Raw genomic sequence first — 19,467 nt, forward strand, 5'->3', positions numbered from 1 at the left:
ATTAGATTTGAGTATTTACTCAAATCTTTATATTTATACGATATTTTTCTATTAAATTTTCATCCAATATCACTCCTATACCCACAGCATCATTGACTTCAACTATACCATCTTTGCAAGGGATTAAATTTTTCACCAAATGAGTAAAAAGCACACTTGTTGATTGAGAATACTCTATCAAATTACAATATTTAGTACTTGCTAGAAACTGCACCGTAGCAGCAAGTAAAATTCCTGTAGAAAAACCATGCGGGACTAAATCACAACCATATTTTAAAGATATTTTTTCAATTTCTAACATAGTGTCAAAACCACCGCATCTAGTAATATCAGGTTGCACAATAGAAACTTTTGACTTTTTAATAAAATTTTCAAACTCATTTAGCGTGTAAAAACTCTCTCCACCCGTAATCTTACAAGGTAAGTGTTCGCTAAGTCTTGCATAATCATAAAAATTATTTGCACTAACTGGTTCTTCTATCCACTCTAAGTTATATTCTTCAATTTCCAAAAATCTTTCTCTTGCATAAGAAAAATTTTTCCAAAGCCCTACTAAGTCAATACTAAGTTTAATATCATCACCCACTGCACCTCTAATATTCTTGATAATCTCTTTATCAGATAATGCATTATTACCAAAGCCTGCACCACCAAATTTTAATAGTTTAAAACCTTCTTCTTTTAAGTATTTTACTCTAGAAATATTTTCTTCCATATTTTCACTCGGAATAAAAGTAGCGTATGCATTTAAAAAGTCTTTTCTTTTTCCACCAAGTATGGTAGCTACACTTACACCATAAATTTTTCCAAGTAAATCATATAAAGCAATATTTATTGCACTTAAAGCACAAATTAATGCTCCGCTAAGTCCATAATACGCACTTCCCTCAATCAAATCATCCATAATCTTCTTAATATTTCTTGGATCTTGTCCTATTAAAATTTCACTTAAATTTCTACAAGATCCATGAGTACTAGGCTGCTCAAACATTATCTTTAAAACTGCTGCAGCACTATCACTTTCCCCTATTCCATAAAGATTATTATCTGTATAAATTCTTAATATAAAGGCATCTTCACCCCACTCACAAGACTCATCAAAAGTTTTTGTCCTTAACCATATAGGTTCAACCTTAGTAATTTTCATTATCCATCCTTTTTATCCATTTAATAAGCCCATAAAAGCTAATAGCAAGTATTACCAAAAAAGGAGCAGCACTCAAAACAACTGCAACTTTTAAGGTATTTAAATCTGCATTTATATAAAGCATTGCTAGAGGAATTAATCCAAGCATAATACACCAAAAAACTTTTAAATATTTACTAGGATTTTCACTATCTATTTTTGTGCTTACACAAGAAATAGTAAATGCAGTAGCATCCATATGAGAAGCCAAAAATACCATCATAAGCAGGAAATAAAAAAGAGCAAAAATAGTACCAAATGGTAGTGTTTTTACCAATGCTACCACTCCAGCTTCTCCAGCATTTGAACTAATAAAATTTGGAACATCTAAGATTCCACTTTGAAAAATATCTATTGCATATGAACTCAAAACTCCAAAGAAAAACCAAGTCCCAATACATCCACCCACAATAAGACCAAAAATTACTTGACGAATGGTCCTTCCTTTAGAAATTTTTGTCACAAAAATACTAACAGCAGGAGTGTAAGTAATCCAATAAAGCCAATAAAAAACTGTCCAATCAGAATTAAAGCTACTTACACCAGCAATATCATTATATAAGCTCATTGAAACATAATTACTAAAAAATACCCCTATACTATTTATTATATTATTTAATATAAATACACTATCTCCTAAAATAAATACCAATATTGCAAACACAAAACACAAGATACAAGATATTTTAGCAAGTTTTGCCATACCACTTGATAATCCAACAAAACTAGAAAAGGTAAAAACAGCTGTAACAATAGCTAAAAGAATAAATTTTAAATAAAAACCATCATTAATATCAAAAATTCCAGAAAGTCCAGCACTAATTGTAATTATAGAAAGGGTTGTAGTAAGCACAAGTCCACCAAAAGTACTAAATAAAAACACAACATCGATGATTTTATCAAGCACTATATTTTGATTAATATGCAAGATATTTGCTATTAAACTTGAAATTTTTAAATTTTTATTTTTAAAAATATAAAAATGAAAACACATTGCAATAGAACTTAAAGCATATACAGCCCAAGGCGTAATACCCCAATGCAAATACACAAAAGAAGTTGCACTTCTTAAAGCTTCTGTAGATTTTGGAGTAATATTTAACCCAGGTGCTAAATAATAATATGCCCATTCCATAAATGCCCAATACATAGTAGCAGATCCAAGTCCTGCACAAATAAACATAAAAATCCAAGCAGTATTTGAATAAGGATTTATCCCATCACCTAATTTAATATTACCTATTTTAGAAAAAGCCAAGTAGAAAATAAAAACTACACAAATAAACTCAAAAAGTTGAACAAATGAGCCAAACATATGTGTAAGCTTACTAAAAAGAAAATTTGCTACTTCTAAAGCTTTGCTAGGATTTATAAGTAAAATTACAATCACCATAAAAACCGCCAAGATAGATGTCACTATCAAAAATAAATCATAAGTTTTTTGATTATTTTTTTGCATAAATCTCCTTTTTGTTTCAAGTAGTAAATATATAGTATTTTCTTATTTTAAAATAAAACTTAAAGAAACTTTTATCATAAATGCATTAAAAGCTATACCTTAGTATTTTCAAATATTTTTTACTATAATAAAAAATTATTTAATCAATAAATTATTGCTACTAAAATACACAAATAAATAATGTTATTTCTCAAAATACAAAAATATTTAAAAAAATATCTTACATTGAAATTAAACACAAAAAAGGAGGAATACATGTGGCAAGGGAGAAATGATGGTGATGAAATTATCCATAAACGATTATTTAAATGTTTAAATCACTCTTCAAATAATAAATTATTAGGCTTTTGTTCATCATTGGGTGTGCAGAGAAATAATGGTAGAATTGGAAGTGAATTAGCACCAAAAATTATAAGAAAGAATATGGCAAATTTTGCTATACATGATGATTTTGATTTTGATGATTTAGGAGATATTGAAAATTTTGATACCCTAGAATTAGGCGATGAACTACTTTATCACAAGTGCTTAGAAATTTTACATAATAATCATTATGGTGTAATTTTAGGAGGTGGACACGAAACATCTTTAGCTTGTATCAAAGCGCTTTTAGATTACAAAAAAAGTGTAGGAGTTATAAATTTTGATGCACATTTTGATGTAAGAATTCAGGAGTTACATACTTCTGGAAATTCTTTTTACAAAGCTTATGAATATGCAAAAGAAAATAATTATAATTTTTCTTATCTTTGCTTGGGTGCAAGTAAATTATCTAACACAAAAGCACTTTTTCAAACTATGGATAATATGAAAGCAAGTTATGTTTTAGATACTGAATTTGAAAAATGTATAGAAGTCATTAAAAACTTCTTAAAACAAAATGAAGTTGTTTATTTAAGTATTGATATGGATGTATTTTCACAAAGCATAGCTCCTGCTGTAAGCGCCCCTGCTGTTTTTGGTATCAATTTAAAAGAAATTTTAACTCCGATAAAAATTATTTTTGAAAGCAAAAAAGTTGCTTTAGCAGATATTTGTGAATTTAATCCTAAATTTGATATAGACAATCACACTGCAAAAATCGCTGCTTATCTAGCATATTTTTTATTAAGTAAAGGAATGATATGAAATTTGATAGTTTAAGTGTATTAGCTATTAGTATCGGGGTTTTATTGTTTGGTATGTTTTTGAAAAAACGTTTTTTAATCTTAGAAAAATTTTGCATTCCCGCACCAGTTATAGGTGGATTTTTAATCAGTATAATCATTTGGATTTTAAGTTTTATTGAGATTAAAGTTGATTTTGATACAAGTTTACAAACTCCTTTAATGGTAGCTTTTTTTACCGTAATAGGATTAAGTGGAAGTTTTAAACTCTTAAAAGTAGGAGGAAAAGTACTTTTAATCTATCTAGGTTGTTGCTGGTTTATGGCTTTAATGCAAAATTTTATCGGCATTTCCATGATGAGTTTATTCGATTTAAATAAACTATATGGAATTTTATGTGGTGCTGTTTCTTTGGAAGGAGGACATGGAAATGCTATAGCTTTTGGAGGTATGGTTGAAGAATTAAGTGGCTTAAATAACGCTAAAGTTTTAGCAGTGGCAGCGGCAACCTTTGGACTGATTTCAGGGTCTTTACTCGGAGGTCCTGTAGCAAAATATCTTATAAATAAACACAAATTAAAAATCACAACTAATCAAGATATTAAAGATATAGATCCTCTAAAGCATGAAATTCACAATGCAAATTATAAAGATTTTTTAAAATCTTTATTTTTAATATTATGTATTATGTGTATTGGATTTTTTTAAGCTCCAAATTTACACAATATAGCGGCTATTCTTTGCCTAGTTATGTTGGTGCTATGCTTGTTGCTATTGTTGTAAGAAATATTAATGATTCTTTTAATATTTTCAAGCTAAATCAATATACAATAGATACTATAAGTGAATTAAGCCTTGGTATTTTTTTAACTATGGCTATGATAAATTTAAAAATAAACGAACTAAGTGCTGTTGCTACACCTCTTTTTATTACTTTGATTGTGCAAGTTTTAGCTTTACTATTCTTTACAATTTTTATAGTTTTTAGATTATGCGGAAAAAATTATGATAGTGCGATTATGTGTGCCGGACTTATGGGACATGGTTTAGGTGCAACACCAAATGCAGTAGCAAATATGAATGCAGTTTGTTCTAGATATAATTTAACTTCAAGACAAGCTTTTTTAATAGTACCTTTATGCGGTGCTGTTTTAATTGATATTGTTGCAATACCTTTAAATACTTATTTGATTAATATTTTTTCATAGTTACTCTCGCATATTGCGAGAGTATTAGAGATGTTTTAGCATTGTTTCATAAGCTGCTTTAGTTCCTGGGCGAACTTTAGTTACCATGCTCACTAAAATAATCACAACAGAAGCAGCTAAAAATCCTGGAATGATTTCATAAATAGGAAAATCAAGCCACTCTGCTAAGAAATTTTTATATACTACAACTACAACTGCACCGGTAATCATACCTGCAATAGCAGCATATCTAGTCATTTTTGACCAAAATAACGAAAAGAGCATTACAGAACCAAAACTTGCTCCAAACCCTGCCCAAGCATAAGCTACTATACTTAATACGCTTGAGTTTTTATCAGTAGAAATAATAAAAGCTATCACAGCTACTGCTAAAACACCAAATCTACCCAAAGTCATCACTGTTTTATTGGACGCTTCTTTGTTAAAAATTCTTTTATAAAAATCCTCTGCTATAGTTGAACTTGAAACAAGCAATTGCGAACTTGCTGTGCTCATAATGGCTGCCAAAATAGCACTTAATAAAATACCTGCTATCCAAGGATTGAAAAGCAATTGCGACATTACGATAAAAATCTTTTCAGGATCTTGCAAACTAAGCTCAAATTTACTCACATAAGCTATACCTAAAATACCTATCAAACAAGCTCCAATTAAAGATATAACCATCCAAGAAATTCCTACAAAAGTAGCAGTTGGAATATCTTTAGTTGATCTTATAGACATAAAACGCACCAAAATATGTGGCTGACCAAAATACCCAAGCCCCCAAGAAAGCGCTGAAACTATACCCAAAAAGCTTAATCCTTCCCCCATAGAAAAAGTATTTGGCTTAATTTCTTTGACTATATTAACAGCTTCACTAAAGCCACCCAAATGATAAATCATCACTATAGGTACGATAATCAAGGCGCTCATCATTAATAAACCCTGAATCAAATCCGTCCAACAAACTGCCTTATATCCACCCAAAAATGTATAAGCAACTATAATCACGGTTCCTGTAGTAAGTGCATAATCATATTGGATTCCAAAAGTTGCTTCAAAAAGCTTTGCTCCACCTACAAGTCCTGAAGAAACATAAAAAGTAAAGAAAATCAAAATAACAATAGCACAAACCACTCTTAATATATGCTTATCATCATCAAACCTTGTCTCAAAATAATCTGGAATTGTAATAGAATTTGCAATCACACTAGTATAAATTCTAAGTCTTTTTGCTACAAAAGCCCAGTTTAAAAATGCTCCTATACTAAGACCTATTGCAATATAGCTTTCAGCTAAACCACTTACATATAAAGCTCCCGGTAAACCCATTAAAAGCCAACCACTCATATCAGAAGCTCCAGCACTAAGTGCTGAAACTACCGGCCCCATAGAACGACCACCTAAAAAATAATCCTCTGAGTTTTTATTTTGTTTATAAAAATAAAATCCAATAAAAAGCATTAATGCTGAATATGCGACAAACATTATCGCAATTTGAGTATTAATGTGCACAACCTCCATTTTTTCTCCTTTTTATTTTAAAGCACGAATGCCTAGATTTCCATAACGGTGGAAAGATATACTTAAAGCTTTTTCATTATGATATAAAAGCAACTCAAAACGCCCATTCATTAAAGGCTTAGCATTGGCAATGATTTTTGCGCAACTTGCTGCTTTTATGAAAATTTCATCATTAATATTTAATGGAGCAAAATAACGAATTCTTTCATAATCAGCTATTTTGCTAATGAAATTTTCTTTACTTTCTTTAAGGAATAAAGTTTTTGAACTAATTTTTTGATTAATCTTTTGTACAAGATCTATTTTTTCATGCTCATCATAACTTAAAATAAGATCAATATTTAGCACACTAGCTGCTAAAATAACCCCTAAAATATCTTTTAAACTATCATCTTTATGCACTCTATAAGCGATATTTTTAACCTTTGTATAAGAAAAAAGATTATCCTCACCTCTTATATTAACATAATCTTTTGCACTAGCAAATTCATGTTTTGCATGATAAGCATAGCTTCTTGCTATAGCTTTAATGACTTCAAAATCAGCTTTATCTTTTTCATTTAAATCCAAGCTTAAAGCATTTAAATTTGATACTAATTCATTATCTAAGACATTTTGATCAACTTGACTTTGCTCTATATCTAAAAATTGAGTGATGTAATTATAAATTCCAACTTTTCTACCAAAACCAATGGCTGATTTTTTAATACCACCAAAAGGTTGTCTAAGAACTATAGCTCCTGTTGTTGGTTTATTGATGTAAATATTTCCTGCCTCTATGTGAGTGTGGAAGTATTCCCATTCTCTCTCATCTAAACTTTCAAATCCTGCTGTAAGTCCATAACCTGTAGAATTTACTATATCAATAGCTTCTTTTAAATCTTTTGCTTTCATTACAGTTAAAATTGGCGCAAAAAGCTCATTCATGTGTGTAAAATCACCTTTTTTTGTACCATATTTAATCCCTGGAGTTAAAAGATAAGGATTATCATCTACAAATTTAGGCTTTAAAGCCCAACTTTCATATGGAGCTAACTCATCTAATGCTTTTTGCAGTTTTACATCTGGTTTATCTGCTAAAGCTCCAAGTTTATTTTTAAATACAAATGGATTTCCAACCGCCATAGAACTAGCAGCATCTACTAAGGTCTTTTTAAATTCCTCATCTTCATAAACTTCTTCTTCTAAAACAAGTAAAGAAGTAGCAGAGCATTTTTGACCTGAATTTGAAAATGCTGAATGAATGATATTTTTAATCGCACTATCACGATCAGCAAATTTAGAAACAATAGTTGCATTTTTACCGCCTGTTTCAGCACTTAAAAGTAAGGTTGGATTAGCTTTGAGCATTGCATAAGCAGTTTCTTCTCCACCGGTTAATACTGAAAATTTCACACTTTGATCAACAAGCAAGTATTTTGATATATCGCTACCTTTAGCAGGTAAGAAAATCAAAGCATCTTTAGGAATTCCTGCATCCCAAAAGCATTTACAAAGCATATAACCTGTTAGCATAGATAAAGATGATGGCTTATATATTACTTTATTGCCTGCAGCCAAAGGTGCTGCTATGGTTCCTACTGAAATACCTACTGGAAAATTCCATGGTGCAATTACCACACCTATGCCTTTTGCTTTAAAAGTAGTATTTGGATTTTGCTCTTTTAGTTTTTCCAAAGAATGTGGATAAAATTCTAAAAAGTCTATAGCTTCACTAACTTCAGGATCAATCTCTAAGAAAGTTTTTCCTACCTCTAAAGCTGCTATACCTATTAAATCTCCTCTACGATCTCTAACAAGTTGAGCAGTTTTTGCTAAAATCTTATAAATTTCATCATGACTTAAATCACTAAAATTTGAGCTCTTAGCTACATCTAAAGCATATTTAATCTCTTTTTGGCCTGCTAAATGTGCTTTACCTATAGTGCGATTTTTGATTTTATCTTTAACTTCTATTACTTGTAAATTTTCATTTTTAATTTCTTCTTTTGCAACCGGATACACATCATAATTTTCTAAATTTTCATATTTAGTTCTTATATTTTTAGCCCATTCTCTATTTGCTTTTAAGATAAAATCTGTATCAGGTTCGTTTTTAAATTCTTTACTCTCATAAGAACTAATAGCCTTTGTTTCATTATTTCTATCTTGAGTTCTATGAGTAGAATTATCCAAACTAGCAACGCCTTCTAATGATTTTATAAATAATTCTTTTTGCATTTGCCAATTTTTATCATTGATTTTAAGGTTGAAAAAATATCTCATGAAATTATCTTCACTAGTATTTTCATCAAGTCTTCTTACTAAGTAAGCAATGGCATTATTAAAATGCGCTTCATCACACACCGGTGCATAAAGTATAAGATCATGCATTTTAGAAAGCTCATAAGAGCATTGCAAACTCATACCCTCGAGCATTTCAAAAGTAAAAGATGATAAAGCTCCTGCTTGTGAAATTCTAGTATAAGCATAAGCAATTTCAAATAAATTATGACTCGCAATACCTACATTAATATATTTATAATTATCGCCTTCTAAGACAAAATCGAGCATTTTCTTATAATTACTATCTGTGTCAATTTTTTTATAAAAAGTAGGTAGAGCCCAACCTCTTTGCGAAGCTATAGTTTCTTCACTTTCCATATTCGCTCCTTTAACAAAGCGAATTTTTATAGGCTTCATACCTTTTAAAACTCTTTCTTTTGAAAAAGCAAAAAGTTTTTTCAAATATTCATAAGAATCAGGAAGATAAGCTTGTAAAACGATACCTGCTTTAATATTATACTTTGCAATACTTTCCATAAAAGCTTCAACGGTTAATTCTAAATCTCTAAATTCCTCCATATCAAGATTGATAAATTTAGACACACCTTGCTTTTTTTCTTCTTCTAAAGCAAGAGCATATAATTTATCCAATCTTTTTACCACTTCATCTTTAGAGTATTCAAAATCAATGATATTAATTTGAGAAAAAATGGTAGTGATTTTAATTGAAATATAAGTAATATAGCTTGTTTTTAATGCTTCTTCATATTTTTTTACTCTATAAGCACTCTCAGCCTCACCCAAAACCTCTTCACCAATTAAATTTACATTTAAGGTAATTTTATCTTCATCTTTTCTTTTACGCATATGAGGCTCTAAAACACTAGGGTTTGCATCTAAAACCATAGCTTTAGTATCTTCTCTTAAATGCTTAATGAAAAATGGCACACTAAGAGTTGGTGCAAATTTTCCAAAATTTAAAAATGAAAAAAGCAAAAATTTTTCAAAAGCACTAAAAAAATCTGCTATACCATATTTGTTTAAAGTATGCTCTATAAGCTCAAAACTCGCACTTTTATCTTTACATCTAAAAGAGCGATCTAAAAGTTCAATCAACATCACTTTATTTTTAGGATTGTTTAAAAGTTTTTGCATTTTGGCGTGAAATTCTTTTTCACTTTGAGAGATATTACTTTCTATTTTTCTTTGTAATTCTTCAGCTAATTGCAAAGCTTTTTGTATCATTTCTTCCTCCATTTAGTAATTAATATCTTTTATGATACAAAAATAGCCACAAAAATCAACATATATTTATTTATAATTTATTTTTTTATGTAAAAAAGTAACAAATATAAACATATATTTTTAATTGTAAATAAAATATTAGCGTAATAATAAATAATTATGAGTATTTCTTACACATCTAGCAATAATCTTTGCCTCTATATTGTAATCTTTCAAAATTTTCAAAGCCTCATTTGCATCTTTTTCACTCATTGCAGCTAAAAGTCCACCTGAAGTTTGAGGATCAAAATACACTATATCCTCATCTTTTTCATTTAAATTATCAACCCAAATTTTTAGGCTATCTTTATTTTTATAAGCTCCTGCTGGGATTATCCCCATATTAGCCATTGGCAAAACTCCATCCATTAAAGGAATTTCATTTTTATACACTTCTATCATAATTTCTTCATTTAACATTTCTTTTAAATGCCCCAAAAGGCCAAAACCAGTAACATCACTTAAAGCACTAAGACTTTTAAACCCCTTTAAAATACGACTTGCGTAAAGATTTAAAAAACTCATTTGCTCTATTGCTTTTAAAATCTTTGCTTTTTCTAGCAAACCAGCCTTGATAGCAGTACTAATAATGCCACTACCTATAGGCTTAGTAAGTAAAATAACATCACCATCTTTTGCACTATTATTAGCTATAAATTTCTTAGGATGAACTACACCTGTCACACTAAGACCAAAAATAAATTCATCATTTTCTATAGTATGGCCACCTACTAGTACAGCACCAGCTTCTTCAACCTTAGCTCTAGCACCTTCTAAAACTTCAAGTAAAATTTCATTGTTAAAATGACAAGTATCAAAGCCTACAATATTTAAGGCATTAATCACCTCAGCACCCATAGCAAATACATCACTTAAAGCATTGGCAGCAGCTATAACACCAAAATGATACGCACTATCAACCACAGGTGTGATAAAATCAAGTGTTTGCACTAAAGCTAAATCTTCATTTAGCTTATAAACACTTGCATCTTCATTATTATTAATACCACTTAAAATGTTTTCATGCGGTTTTAAAATGCCAAGAATTTTGTCAAGACCCACCGAGTCTAGTTTGGCAGCTCAACCCGCAGCTTTTACATATTGAGTTAGTTTTTGATCTTTATATATCATAAAGAAATAATCTTTGCCTTTCCAAAAAGTTCATTTAAAATTTCATAAGCATTACCTATTTTGCCTATTTTAAGCTCTTTAGTTTTACCAAAAAATTCCAAACATGCCCCACAACTATAAATTTCAACCCCTAAATTTTCAAGCTCTTTCATAGCTTCAAAAGCCATATGAGAACAATCAGTATTCATTAAAACACTATCATTAACGCAAAGGATTTTTACAGGTTTATTAGGTAAATCTTTTAAGGTTTTTAAAAAACCTAGCATTAGATTTTTCCCAAGCTCCCCTTCACCTACTTTATCGCTTTTTAAAAACAACACATTATATTCTTGTAAATTTTGTTCTTGAATTTGAACTATATCACCATCTTTTATAATGCTAATAATACTTTCATCATTTACATCTTTCACACTAAAGTTCAAATTTAAAGATTTTAAAAACCTCATTACATTTTCTTTAGAAGCTTGAGAATTTAAAAGAATTTCTAAATTTTCATTTTCTTTTAACTCTTCTAAAGCCTTTTTTGTCTCTATCACAGGACGCGGACAAGCTAAATCTCTACAATCAATTTTCATTTTTTACCTTTTTTACTTAATGATATATTTTTATAACTTGTATTCAAATTAAGTTTTATCTTTTTCTTGATTTTTCTTGAAAAATAATTCTTTAAAGCGTTTATTAGTGTATTCTTCTACATCTTGTTGTAAAATTTTAAAATTTTGAATTAACTCATAAGCTCTTGGAGTAAGCTTACTACCAGCTTCACTTCCTCTTCCTTTTTTAGCAATGAGTAATTCTTCTTTCATATTTTTTTCTAAATCCTGTATATAAAGCCAAGCTTTTTTATAATTCATCCCTAGTTGTTTAGCCGCTTGGGAAATACTTCCGCATTCTCCAACTAATTCTAAAATATCTGTTTTCCCTTTACCAAAAAGTAATTCTCCATCAGGATTTTCTACCCAAATTTTGCTTTTTATATGAAATTTTTTACCTTTTTTTTCTTCAAAACAACCAAGTTCGCAGTATTTAACATCAATTTTATAAGTTTTAAGCGTAGCTCTCATATCAGCCATATTAAAGTTTTTAGCACATTCTAAAGCATCTTTACATGATATGCGACGCTTAGAATCTAGTTTTGTTTCTAATTTTTCTAAAATTTCACTTTTTGCTATATTTTTATTTAACTTTCCAAATTGACCTAACTCGCAATCTGAAATTTTTACATCCATTTTTTTTATACTAGCTTGAAAATCTTCTTTGGAGTATTGTTTTAAAAGCTCTAGTGCTTTTTTACAAGTAAGTTTATTATTTTCATCAAGATTTTTTTGAATTTTTAAATTTAATTCTTCCATGAATTAACCTTGGATTATAAGTAGTAAAAAAGGGTGCCTGTAAACACCCTTTGGGTTATTTTGCATCAAGTCCTAAATTTTGGCCCTTAAGCAAAACTCTTTTTCTATACATTGCACTAACTTCAGCTGCATCACCAACCAAAAGTGCATTTGTAGAACAAACCGCAGCACACATAGGTACTTTACCTTCTGCGATACGATTTTGTCCATAAAGTTCTCTTTCTTCATGAGAGTTAGTAGGTTCAGGACCACCTGCACACATAGTACATTTATCCATTTGACCTTTGATACCAAAAGCACCATCTCTTGGAAATTGTGGAGCACCAAAAGGACATGCATAAAGACAATACCCACAACCTATACAAGTTTTTTTATCATGTAAAACAATACCATCAGCTCTAATATAAAAGCATTTTACAGGACAAACTTGCTCACATGGAGCATCTGTGCAGTGTTGGCAGGCAAGAGTTGTTGAAAACTCTTTTCCTTCTATGCCTTCATTTAGAGTGATTACCTTTCTTCTATTAATCCCCACTGGCACTTCGTGCGCACTTGAACAAGCCACTTGACAAGCAAAGCAAGAAATACAGCGATTATTATCTACATAAAATTTCATTCTAGCCATAACTTACCCCTTAAGCCTTTTCAAGTCTGCAAAGTCCTGCATTAAATTCAGAAATTTGCGTATTTATATCAAAACCATAGTTAGTAACCGTATTAGAACTTTCACCTATAGTATAAGGTCTAGTGCCTTCAGGATAATTATAACTTAAATCCACTCCTTGCATAATACCCGCAAAGTTATAAGGCAAGCAAATTCTATCCGGTGTAACAGAATGATTATGCACACATTTTACTTTAATCTTAGTACCTTGCGGTGAATGAATCCACATCATATCTCCATCATTTATACCATATTTTAAGGCAAGTTCAGGGTGAACATTAGCAAACATTTCAGGTGTGATTGCAGCAAGATATTTACTAGTTCTCTCAAGCATACCTGCACCACTTAAATTTACTAAACGCATACTTGAAATGATAGTTGGAAACTCTTTGCTCCAATCTTTCTTTTGTTGCTCGCTGATAAATTTACTCTCAACTCTGAAGTTTTTCTCTTGATCGCCCCAAGTAGGATATTTTTTAACCAAATCCCAACGAGGTGAGTGAATAGGCTCTCTATGTAACGGAATAGGATCTGCAAATTCCCAAACTTTCATTCTAGCTCTTGCATTACCTAAACAGCAAGCACTCTTTTCTCTACATTTTTCTAAAATAATACCTGAAATATCTGTACTCCAGCTAGCGCCCATTAATTCTTTTTCGCTATCACTTAGTTTGATATTAAATACTTTTTCAATATTTGCCTTAGTGATTTGTGGGTAACCACCTTTAACTTTACATCCTTTTGGAGTAAAGGCATCATCTGCTAATTGAGAATGTCCTTCATGCTCTAAACCAAAGCGGTTTCTAAAGCCCATACCGCCTTCTTCATAAGGCACATCAGTATTCCATAATATAGAAGTTCCCGGATGTTGTTCATCCCAACAAGGCCAAGGTAAACCATAGTATTCGCCTTTAACTTTACCACCAATACCTCTTTGAGTATCAGGATCAAAATGTTCCCAATTTTGCTGGTGTTTTCTTAAGCGTTCAGCTGAAATACCTCTTAAGCCTATGCTTAAAAGACCATTACTCATTTCTCTTGTAGCATCATCAGGCCATATAAAATTATCATCATTATCATCTCTTGTTTGCACAAGCTTATGATCTTTCAATTCCATTTTCATACCGCGAGTGTATTCTTTATAAAAACCGAATTTTTTAGCAAAAGCAAACATAATCTCTTGATCTTCTTTGCTTTCATAAATTGGTTTTACTACTTGAGAACGCCATTGCATAGCACGATTAGTCGCAGTGACATAACCTTCTGTTTCAAATTGAGTACAAGCAGGGATAATATAAATACCATCAGAACGATCTGCTAAAACTGCTACTTCATTTACAAAAGGTTCAGCGATTACAATCATATCAAGTTTTTTAAGCGCTTCTTGAATTTTTACCGTATGCGCCATAGAAGTAATACCCGTTCCTTGCACCCAAAGCACACGGATAGGTGAGTTAGAATAAGTTTTTTCTTCATGTAAAACGCCTTGCCACCATTTTGCTAGTGAAAAACCTTTTTCATGCATCCATTCTTTAGAATAAAATCTTGAATTTAAATATTCTCTATCTACATTCCAAAAATTAGCAAAATGATTCCACGCATTATCATCAAGCCCATAATAAGCTGGTAAAGTATCAGCCAAACAGCCCATATCAGTAGCACCTTGAACATTATCATGACCTCTAATGATGTTTGTTCCTGCACCTGGTTTGCCTATATTACCAAGAACGAGTTGTAAGATAGCTAGAATTCTTGTGTTGGAGCTACCTACCGAGTGTTGAGTAATACCTAAAGCCCAAAATAGCGTAGCAGGTTTGATTGTAGCTAGCATTCTTGTAATTTTTTCAAGTTGAGCAGCTGGAACGCCTGTTACATCTTCTACAACTTCAGGAGTCCATTTAGCAGCCTCTGCTTTTATTTCTTCAACACCATAAGTTCTAGTTTTGATTAATTCTTTATCTTCCCAACCGTTTTTGAAGATCAAATGAAGCATACCATAAACTAAAGCTATATCTGTGCCTGGACGAATTCTTACATATTCATCAGCATGTACTGCAGTTTTTGTAAATACAGGATCTACAACTACCAATTTAGCATTATTACGATCTTTTGCTTGTAATAAGTGTTTAAATCCGATAGGATTTGCCACAGCAGTATTTGCACCAAAAATAATCATCATTTTTGAGTGTTTAGTCACATCACCAAAATGATTTGTCATAGCGCCATAACCCCATGTATTCGCCACACCGGCGACTGTTGCGCTGTGTCAAATTCTAGCAACGTGGTCTATATTGTTAGTACCCCAAAATGCTGCAAATTTTCTAAAATAATAAGCTTGTTGGTTATTAAATTTAGCCGAACCTAAAAACATAACACTATCAGGTCCATTTTCTTTACGGATTTCAAGCATTTTATCGCCAATTTCATTGATAGCTTGCTCCCAAGTTAAACGTACCCATTTGCCATTTTCTTTTTTCATAGGATATTTAATACGCTGCTTTGATTTAGTAAGATCGATTTGATCTATCCCTTTACAGCAGTGTGATCCTTGAGAAATAGGATGTTCTATAGCGTTTTCTTGACGCACCCAAACTCCATCTTGTACTTCTGCTTTAATTCCACAGCCTGCACTACAGATACTACAGATTGTTCTAACAATCTTAGAATCTGGATAAGGATTTGCTACTTCTTGTTCACTTGCAGCTCTAATAGCTTTGTTTTCACTACCAAAAGCCGCACTTCCAAGACCAGCAATACCAGCAAGCTTAAGAAAATTTCTTCTTGCTAATGCCATCTTCTTCCTTTCTTAATTAATAAGCTATTTTGTAGTATTTTTCCCAATGCATAGTTTTTCTATAAAGCACTTCTTTTTTAGTACTTTTTCCTAAAACTACGGTATTTTGCTCTTGGTAATCATCTTTAGCTAAAGCATTCACACTTGCCCCAGCTACTACCCCTAAAGCACCAATTTTCAAAGATTTTTTTAAAAAATCCCTTCTTTGATTGGCCTCCATGTTCTCTCCTTTGAAATAAAAGTAAAGAATAACTATAAATACTTATTTTCAAAGTATTTATACACTTAACAAAATAAATTTTGCATATTTTCACTTAAGATTTTATTTAATTTCTATTTTCATAAAAAGATGGTTTTGATAATATGTATTTTGGTAACAAAATACATATTAATTTCTATAATTTACTAAGTTCTTCTATATTTGTTTTGCTAAATTTAGTAGGAAGTCTTGGCTCATAAGGAAGTCTTTGTAAAGCCTCATCTGCTACACTTTTACCTTCTTTTTTTATAGGTGCTTGTACTTCCAAATAAGCTCTTTCATTTACAAAAAAGACTTTCATAATATTGGCAATAGCAATGTAAAAATTTGAGTTTTTGTGGATTTGTAATTTTTCTATAAACTCATCTATTACAGGGTTTATCACAAAACGAAATAATTGCTGTGCAACTTTTAAATCATGCTCAATAATACTTGCCATAAAAGCAAACAAAAAGCCAAATTCATCTTCACTTTGCCTACAATCTTCTTTTTTTCTAAATTTGGTTTTTCTAATGATTTCACAGGCTTGAAGCTTCATTTTGCCATCATCTCTACCCTCATCATAAAAAGAAGCACTAATAGGCACATTCACATAAGAAAAATCAAAAAATACTCCATTTTGTTCTTCTTTAAAACTTGCAAAATCACATACACTAAGTTTTTCAAAATCAAATTTTAAACTATCATCTAAAGGACTTTGAGCTAAAACTAAAACTTGCTCATGCCAAATTTTAAACTCATTTTCGTCGATAAAATTAAAAGCTTTTGAAAAAAATTCATAAAAATATTTGCGCGAAAGATCAATATCTTGTATCATTAATTTTCCTTGTTATTTTTATTTGATTATAACAAGGAAAATTTAAAAAAATCAAGTGAGATTTTAAAATTTTGTTTTAGAATCGTAAGTAAACGATGGATTGATTTGTTTTTTATCGCTTAATTCTTTATACCAATAAGAATGTAAAATATAAACTTCCTCTTCTTCTTTATAACCACTAATCATAGAATGGATACTTCCTTTAATAGCAAATACGGCCATATAAATATGAATAGCAAAAAATACTGCACATAAAATACCCAAAATATTATGGATGATAGCTGAAGCTCTTAAAATATCTATATGAGAAATTCCAAAAATAGATTGCAAAGAAGTAGAATTAAAATCAAGGAAAAACATAAACGCACCAGTGATTATCATCAAAAAGCCACCAAAAACAGCTATATAATACCAAGATTTTTGACCAAAATTAAACTTACCCGCAGGCACAGGTTTTTTCTCTTTGCTTAAATATCCACCTACTATCATCATCCATCTTAAATCATAACTCGCAGGAAGCATTCTTTTAATCCAACACAAAAGCATAGGAATGATGGAAATGATAAATAAAATAGTAGCAATACCATGTAAGTTTTTACACATTCTTACAAAAAATCCACCGCCAAAATACGATCCAAAAATCATAATAAGTCCGGTTGGTACAAGGATAATCCAAGAGATTGCTGCTACAAAATGAAACAATCTTTCAAATACTGAAAAAGCATAAATTTTCTTACCATCATGAGAAAATTTCTTTGGACCTATGACCATATAATGCAAAGCAAAAGCTGAAATTACGACTATAAGTATAATCAAAACAGCACTTGCAATATACTCACCTTGCAGTTTAGTCCACAAAGCACCAAAATTTTGATAACTTTCTATATTCATCACTCTTTGCACATCCCAAATTTGAGTATTTTTAACTTCAAAATTTTCTTGAGCAAATAGAAAGTTAAAACAGGCTAAAAGAGCTAGTATAACTCTATGCATAAATTACTCCTAAACATTACACGCTAGAAAAAGCTTAGCATTGTAGTTTTGTTAATTTTCAGTTTCCATTTTTATTTTAAAAAAAGTTTTATTTAAAAAACATAAATTTGCAAAAAACTACAAAAAAACTCAATTTTTAGTTTCTTTTTGAATAATTTTCATAACAAAACTCTCTTATCATAGATAAATTTTCATTCTTATCTAAGAACATTAAATTTGGAAGTCTTACTCCATTAAAAGTAGTGTTTTTAACTATGGAATAATGAATTTGATCTAAAAATACTATTTTTTGTCCTATTTTTAACTCTTGATTAAAAGCATACTCACCCATGATATCCCCTGCTAAGCAAGTATTGCCACTAAGTAAATAAGCAAATTCATTTTCTTTTAACTCGCTGTAATTTTGTCCATCACGACTTGATAAAATTCTAGCATTTAAAACCTCGCTTGTATAAGGCATAATGATAGTATCTGGCATATGAGCTTCGCTTGAAGTATCTAAAATAGCTATTTTTTTCTCATTTTCTACTATATCTATTACACTTGCAACTAAAGTCCCACACTGCCAACCCACAGCCTCACCTGGCTCAAGATACACTTGCACACCGTATTTATCGCTAAATTTTTTACAAAGATCAATTAGTTTTTGCGTGTCATAACCTTCTTTAGTAATATGATGACCTCCACCAAAATTAACCCATTTCATAATTTTAATAAATTTTGAAAATTTAGCCTCAAAAGCATTTAATACAAGCTCTAAAGAATGCGCACTTTCTTCACACAAAGCATGAAAATGAAGCCCACTTAAAGCACTTAAATCTTCATTTTCAAAATCAATCGCACGAATTCCTAATCTTGAAAATCTACCACAAGGATTATAAAGTTCTTTTGGAGCCACTGAAAGCTCTGGATTACAACGCAAACCAAGAGACTTGTGGCTTGCTTTATCTTTAAATTTTTTAAACTGATTAAAAGAATTAAATACTATATGGTGTGAAAGATCTATGATTTCATCTATTTCATCATCTTTAAAAGCAGGTGAAAAAGTATGAATTTCTTTATTCATATATTCTTTTGCGAATTTAGCTTCCCAAAGCCCACTGCAAGCACAACCTGATAGATACTCACCCACTATATCCATAGCACCTGAAAAAGCAAAACCCTTTAGAGCAAGCAAGACTTTTGTTCCACTTTGCTCACTCACTTTAGCCAAAAGCTCACAATTTTTTCTAAGCTTGTCTTCTTCTAAAATATAAGCAGGAGTTTGAAAGTCTTTATCTAAATGATTTTTAATTAGCATTATTTGTCCTTAATTTTTTGATTTAAAACCACTTGTATAACAAATCATATTAAAATTATATCTTGTTTTTATAATTTACAATCATTAATCAAACAATAGCTATAATCAAAATCCAAATCAAAATTAATTTAGGAGTAAAAATT

General features: G+C 30.6%; 14 protein-coding genes and 1 pseudogene. 2 read left to right on the forward strand and 13 right to left on the reverse strand.

All coding sequences use genetic code 11. The features are described from left to right. Positions 1 to 19: 19 nt before the first annotated feature. Both L8W40_RS03100 and L8W40_RS03105 read right to left on the reverse strand, forming a co-directional pair. Positions 20 to 1,147, reverse strand: a complete 1,128-nt coding sequence (locus L8W40_RS03100; protein ID WP_263664636.1) for a mandelate racemase/muconate lactonizing enzyme family protein — start codon at positions 1,145 to 1,147, stop codon at positions 20 to 22. Beyond that, positions 1,134 to 2,645, reverse strand: a complete 1,512-nt coding sequence (locus tag L8W40_RS03105; RefSeq protein WP_263664637.1) for a BCCT family transporter — start codon at positions 2,643 to 2,645, stop codon at positions 1,134 to 1,136. Before L8W40_RS03105 ends, L8W40_RS03100 begins: the two co-directional genes overlap by 14 nt. 255 nt (positions 2,646 to 2,900) lie before the next feature. Here L8W40_RS03105 and L8W40_RS03110 point away from each other — a divergent pair, with 255 nt between their 5' ends. Together L8W40_RS03110 and gltS are read left to right on the forward strand one after the other, a co-directional pair. Beyond that, positions 2,901 to 3,773, forward strand: coding sequence for a formimidoylglutamase (locus L8W40_RS03110; RefSeq protein ID WP_263661071.1), 873 nt, complete (start codon positions 2,901 to 2,903; stop codon positions 3,771 to 3,773). A 53-nt stretch (positions 3,774 to 3,826) separates the two neighbouring features. Further along, positions 3,827 to 4,959: pseudogene (gene gltS, locus L8W40_RS03115) on the forward strand (sodium/glutamate symporter). A 24-nt stretch (positions 4,960 to 4,983) separates the two neighbouring features. Here the strand turns inward: gltS and putP are convergent. From putP to nspC, 11 genes are all read right to left on the reverse strand, one after another. Next, complete coding sequence (gene putP / locus L8W40_RS03120) at positions 4,984 to 6,465, reverse strand: sodium/proline symporter PutP (protein WP_263664638.1); 1,482 nt, start codon at positions 6,463 to 6,465, stop codon at positions 4,984 to 4,986. 12 nt (positions 6,466 to 6,477) lie between these two features. Then, positions 6,478 to 9,975 carry a bifunctional proline dehydrogenase/L-glutamate gamma-semialdehyde dehydrogenase gene (locus tag L8W40_RS03125; RefSeq protein ID WP_263664639.1) on the reverse strand — a complete coding sequence of 1,166 codons (3,498 nt, stop codon included), beginning with the start codon at positions 9,973 to 9,975 and terminating at the stop codon, positions 6,478 to 6,480. A gap of 138 nt (positions 9,976 to 10,113) precedes the next feature. Next, positions 10,114 to 11,145 (reverse strand): selenide, water dikinase SelD, encoded by a 1,032-nt coding sequence (gene selD / locus L8W40_RS03130; protein ID WP_263664640.1) that lies wholly within the window; start codon positions 11,143 to 11,145, stop codon positions 10,114 to 10,116. Continuing rightward, positions 11,142 to 11,720 (reverse strand): sulfurtransferase-like selenium metabolism protein YedF, encoded by a 579-nt coding sequence (yedF, locus tag L8W40_RS03135; protein WP_133319412.1) that lies wholly within the window; start codon positions 11,718 to 11,720, stop codon positions 11,142 to 11,144. Before yedF ends, selD begins: the two co-directional genes overlap by 4 nt. A 48-nt stretch (positions 11,721 to 11,768) precedes the next feature. After that, positions 11,769 to 12,497 (reverse strand): winged helix-turn-helix domain-containing protein, encoded by a 729-nt coding sequence (locus L8W40_RS03140; RefSeq protein WP_263664641.1) that lies wholly within the window; start codon positions 12,495 to 12,497, stop codon positions 11,769 to 11,771. Between the two features lie 55 nt (positions 12,498 to 12,552). Continuing rightward, positions 12,553 to 13,122, reverse strand: a complete 570-nt coding sequence (gene fdh3B, locus L8W40_RS03145) for a formate dehydrogenase FDH3 subunit beta (RefSeq protein WP_133319414.1) — start codon at positions 13,120 to 13,122, stop codon at positions 12,553 to 12,555. A gap of 10 nt (positions 13,123 to 13,132) precedes the next feature. Next, entirely contained in the window at positions 13,133 to 15,955 is a 2,823-nt protein-coding gene (locus tag L8W40_RS03150; RefSeq protein ID WP_263661077.1) for a formate dehydrogenase subunit alpha, read from the reverse strand. A gap of 16 nt (positions 15,956 to 15,971) precedes the next feature. Continuing rightward, on the reverse strand, positions 15,972 to 16,175 hold the full coding sequence (locus tag L8W40_RS03155; protein ID WP_133319416.1) for a twin-arginine translocation signal domain-containing protein: 204 nt from the start codon (positions 16,173 to 16,175) through the stop codon (positions 15,972 to 15,974). A gap of 175 nt (positions 16,176 to 16,350) precedes the next feature. After that, positions 16,351 to 17,031, reverse strand: coding sequence for a molecular chaperone (locus L8W40_RS03160; protein ID WP_263661078.1), 681 nt, complete (start codon positions 17,029 to 17,031; stop codon positions 16,351 to 16,353). Between the two features lie 63 nt (positions 17,032 to 17,094). After that, positions 17,095 to 18,024 carry a formate dehydrogenase subunit gamma gene (locus tag L8W40_RS03165; protein ID WP_039627999.1) on the reverse strand — a complete coding sequence of 310 codons (930 nt, stop codon included), beginning with the start codon at positions 18,022 to 18,024 and terminating at the stop codon, positions 17,095 to 17,097. Between the two features lie 136 nt (positions 18,025 to 18,160). Further along, positions 18,161 to 19,324, reverse strand: coding sequence for a carboxynorspermidine decarboxylase (nspC, locus tag L8W40_RS03170; RefSeq protein WP_263664642.1), 1,164 nt, complete (start codon positions 19,322 to 19,324; stop codon positions 18,161 to 18,163). Positions 19,325 to 19,467: the final 143 nt, after the last annotated feature.

The sequence above is a fragment of the Campylobacter sp. IFREMER_LSEM_CL1846 genome, from assembly GCF_025772105.1.
Lineage (GTDB): Bacteria > Campylobacterota > Campylobacteria > Campylobacterales > Campylobacteraceae > Campylobacter_D > Campylobacter_D lari_D.

Excerpts from the sequence above, each read along its gene's own strand:
- L8W40_RS03110 (WP_263661071.1), top strand. The coding sequence starts at position 2,901 with ATGTGGCAAGGGAGAAATGATGGTGATGAAATTATCCATAAACGATTA.
- L8W40_RS03105 (WP_263664637.1), bottom strand. The coding sequence starts at position 2,645 with ATGCAAAAAAATAATCAAAAAACTTATGATTTATTTTTGATAGTGACA.
- L8W40_RS03100 (WP_263664636.1), bottom strand. The coding sequence starts at position 1,147 with ATGAAAATTACTAAGGTTGAACCTATATGGTTAAGGACAAAAACTTTT.
- yedF (WP_133319412.1), bottom strand. The coding sequence starts at position 11,720 with ATGAAAATTGATTGTAGAGATTTAGCTTGTCCGCGTCCTGTGATAGAG.
- nspC (WP_263664642.1), bottom strand. The coding sequence starts at position 19,324 with ATGCTAATTAAAAATCATTTAGATAAAGACTTTCAAACTCCTGCTTAT.
- putP (WP_263664638.1), bottom strand. The coding sequence starts at position 6,465 with ATGGAGGTTGTGCACATTAATACTCAAATTGCGATAATGTTTGTCGCA.
- L8W40_RS03140 (WP_263664641.1), bottom strand. The coding sequence starts at position 12,497 with ATGGAAGAATTAAATTTAAAAATTCAAAAAAATCTTGATGAAAATAAT.
- L8W40_RS03160 (WP_263661078.1), bottom strand. The coding sequence starts at position 17,031 with ATGATACAAGATATTGATCTTTCGCGCAAATATTTTTATGAATTTTTT.
- L8W40_RS03125 (WP_263664639.1), bottom strand. The coding sequence starts at position 9,975 with ATGATACAAAAAGCTTTGCAATTAGCTGAAGAATTACAAAGAAAAATA.
- L8W40_RS03155 (WP_133319416.1), bottom strand. The coding sequence starts at position 16,175 with ATGGAGGCCAATCAAAGAAGGGATTTTTTAAAAAAATCTTTGAAAATT.
- fdh3B (WP_133319414.1), bottom strand. The coding sequence starts at position 13,122 with ATGGCTAGAATGAAATTTTATGTAGATAATAATCGCTGTATTTCTTGC.
- L8W40_RS03165 (WP_039627999.1), bottom strand. The coding sequence starts at position 18,024 with ATGCATAGAGTTATACTAGCTCTTTTAGCCTGTTTTAACTTTCTATTT.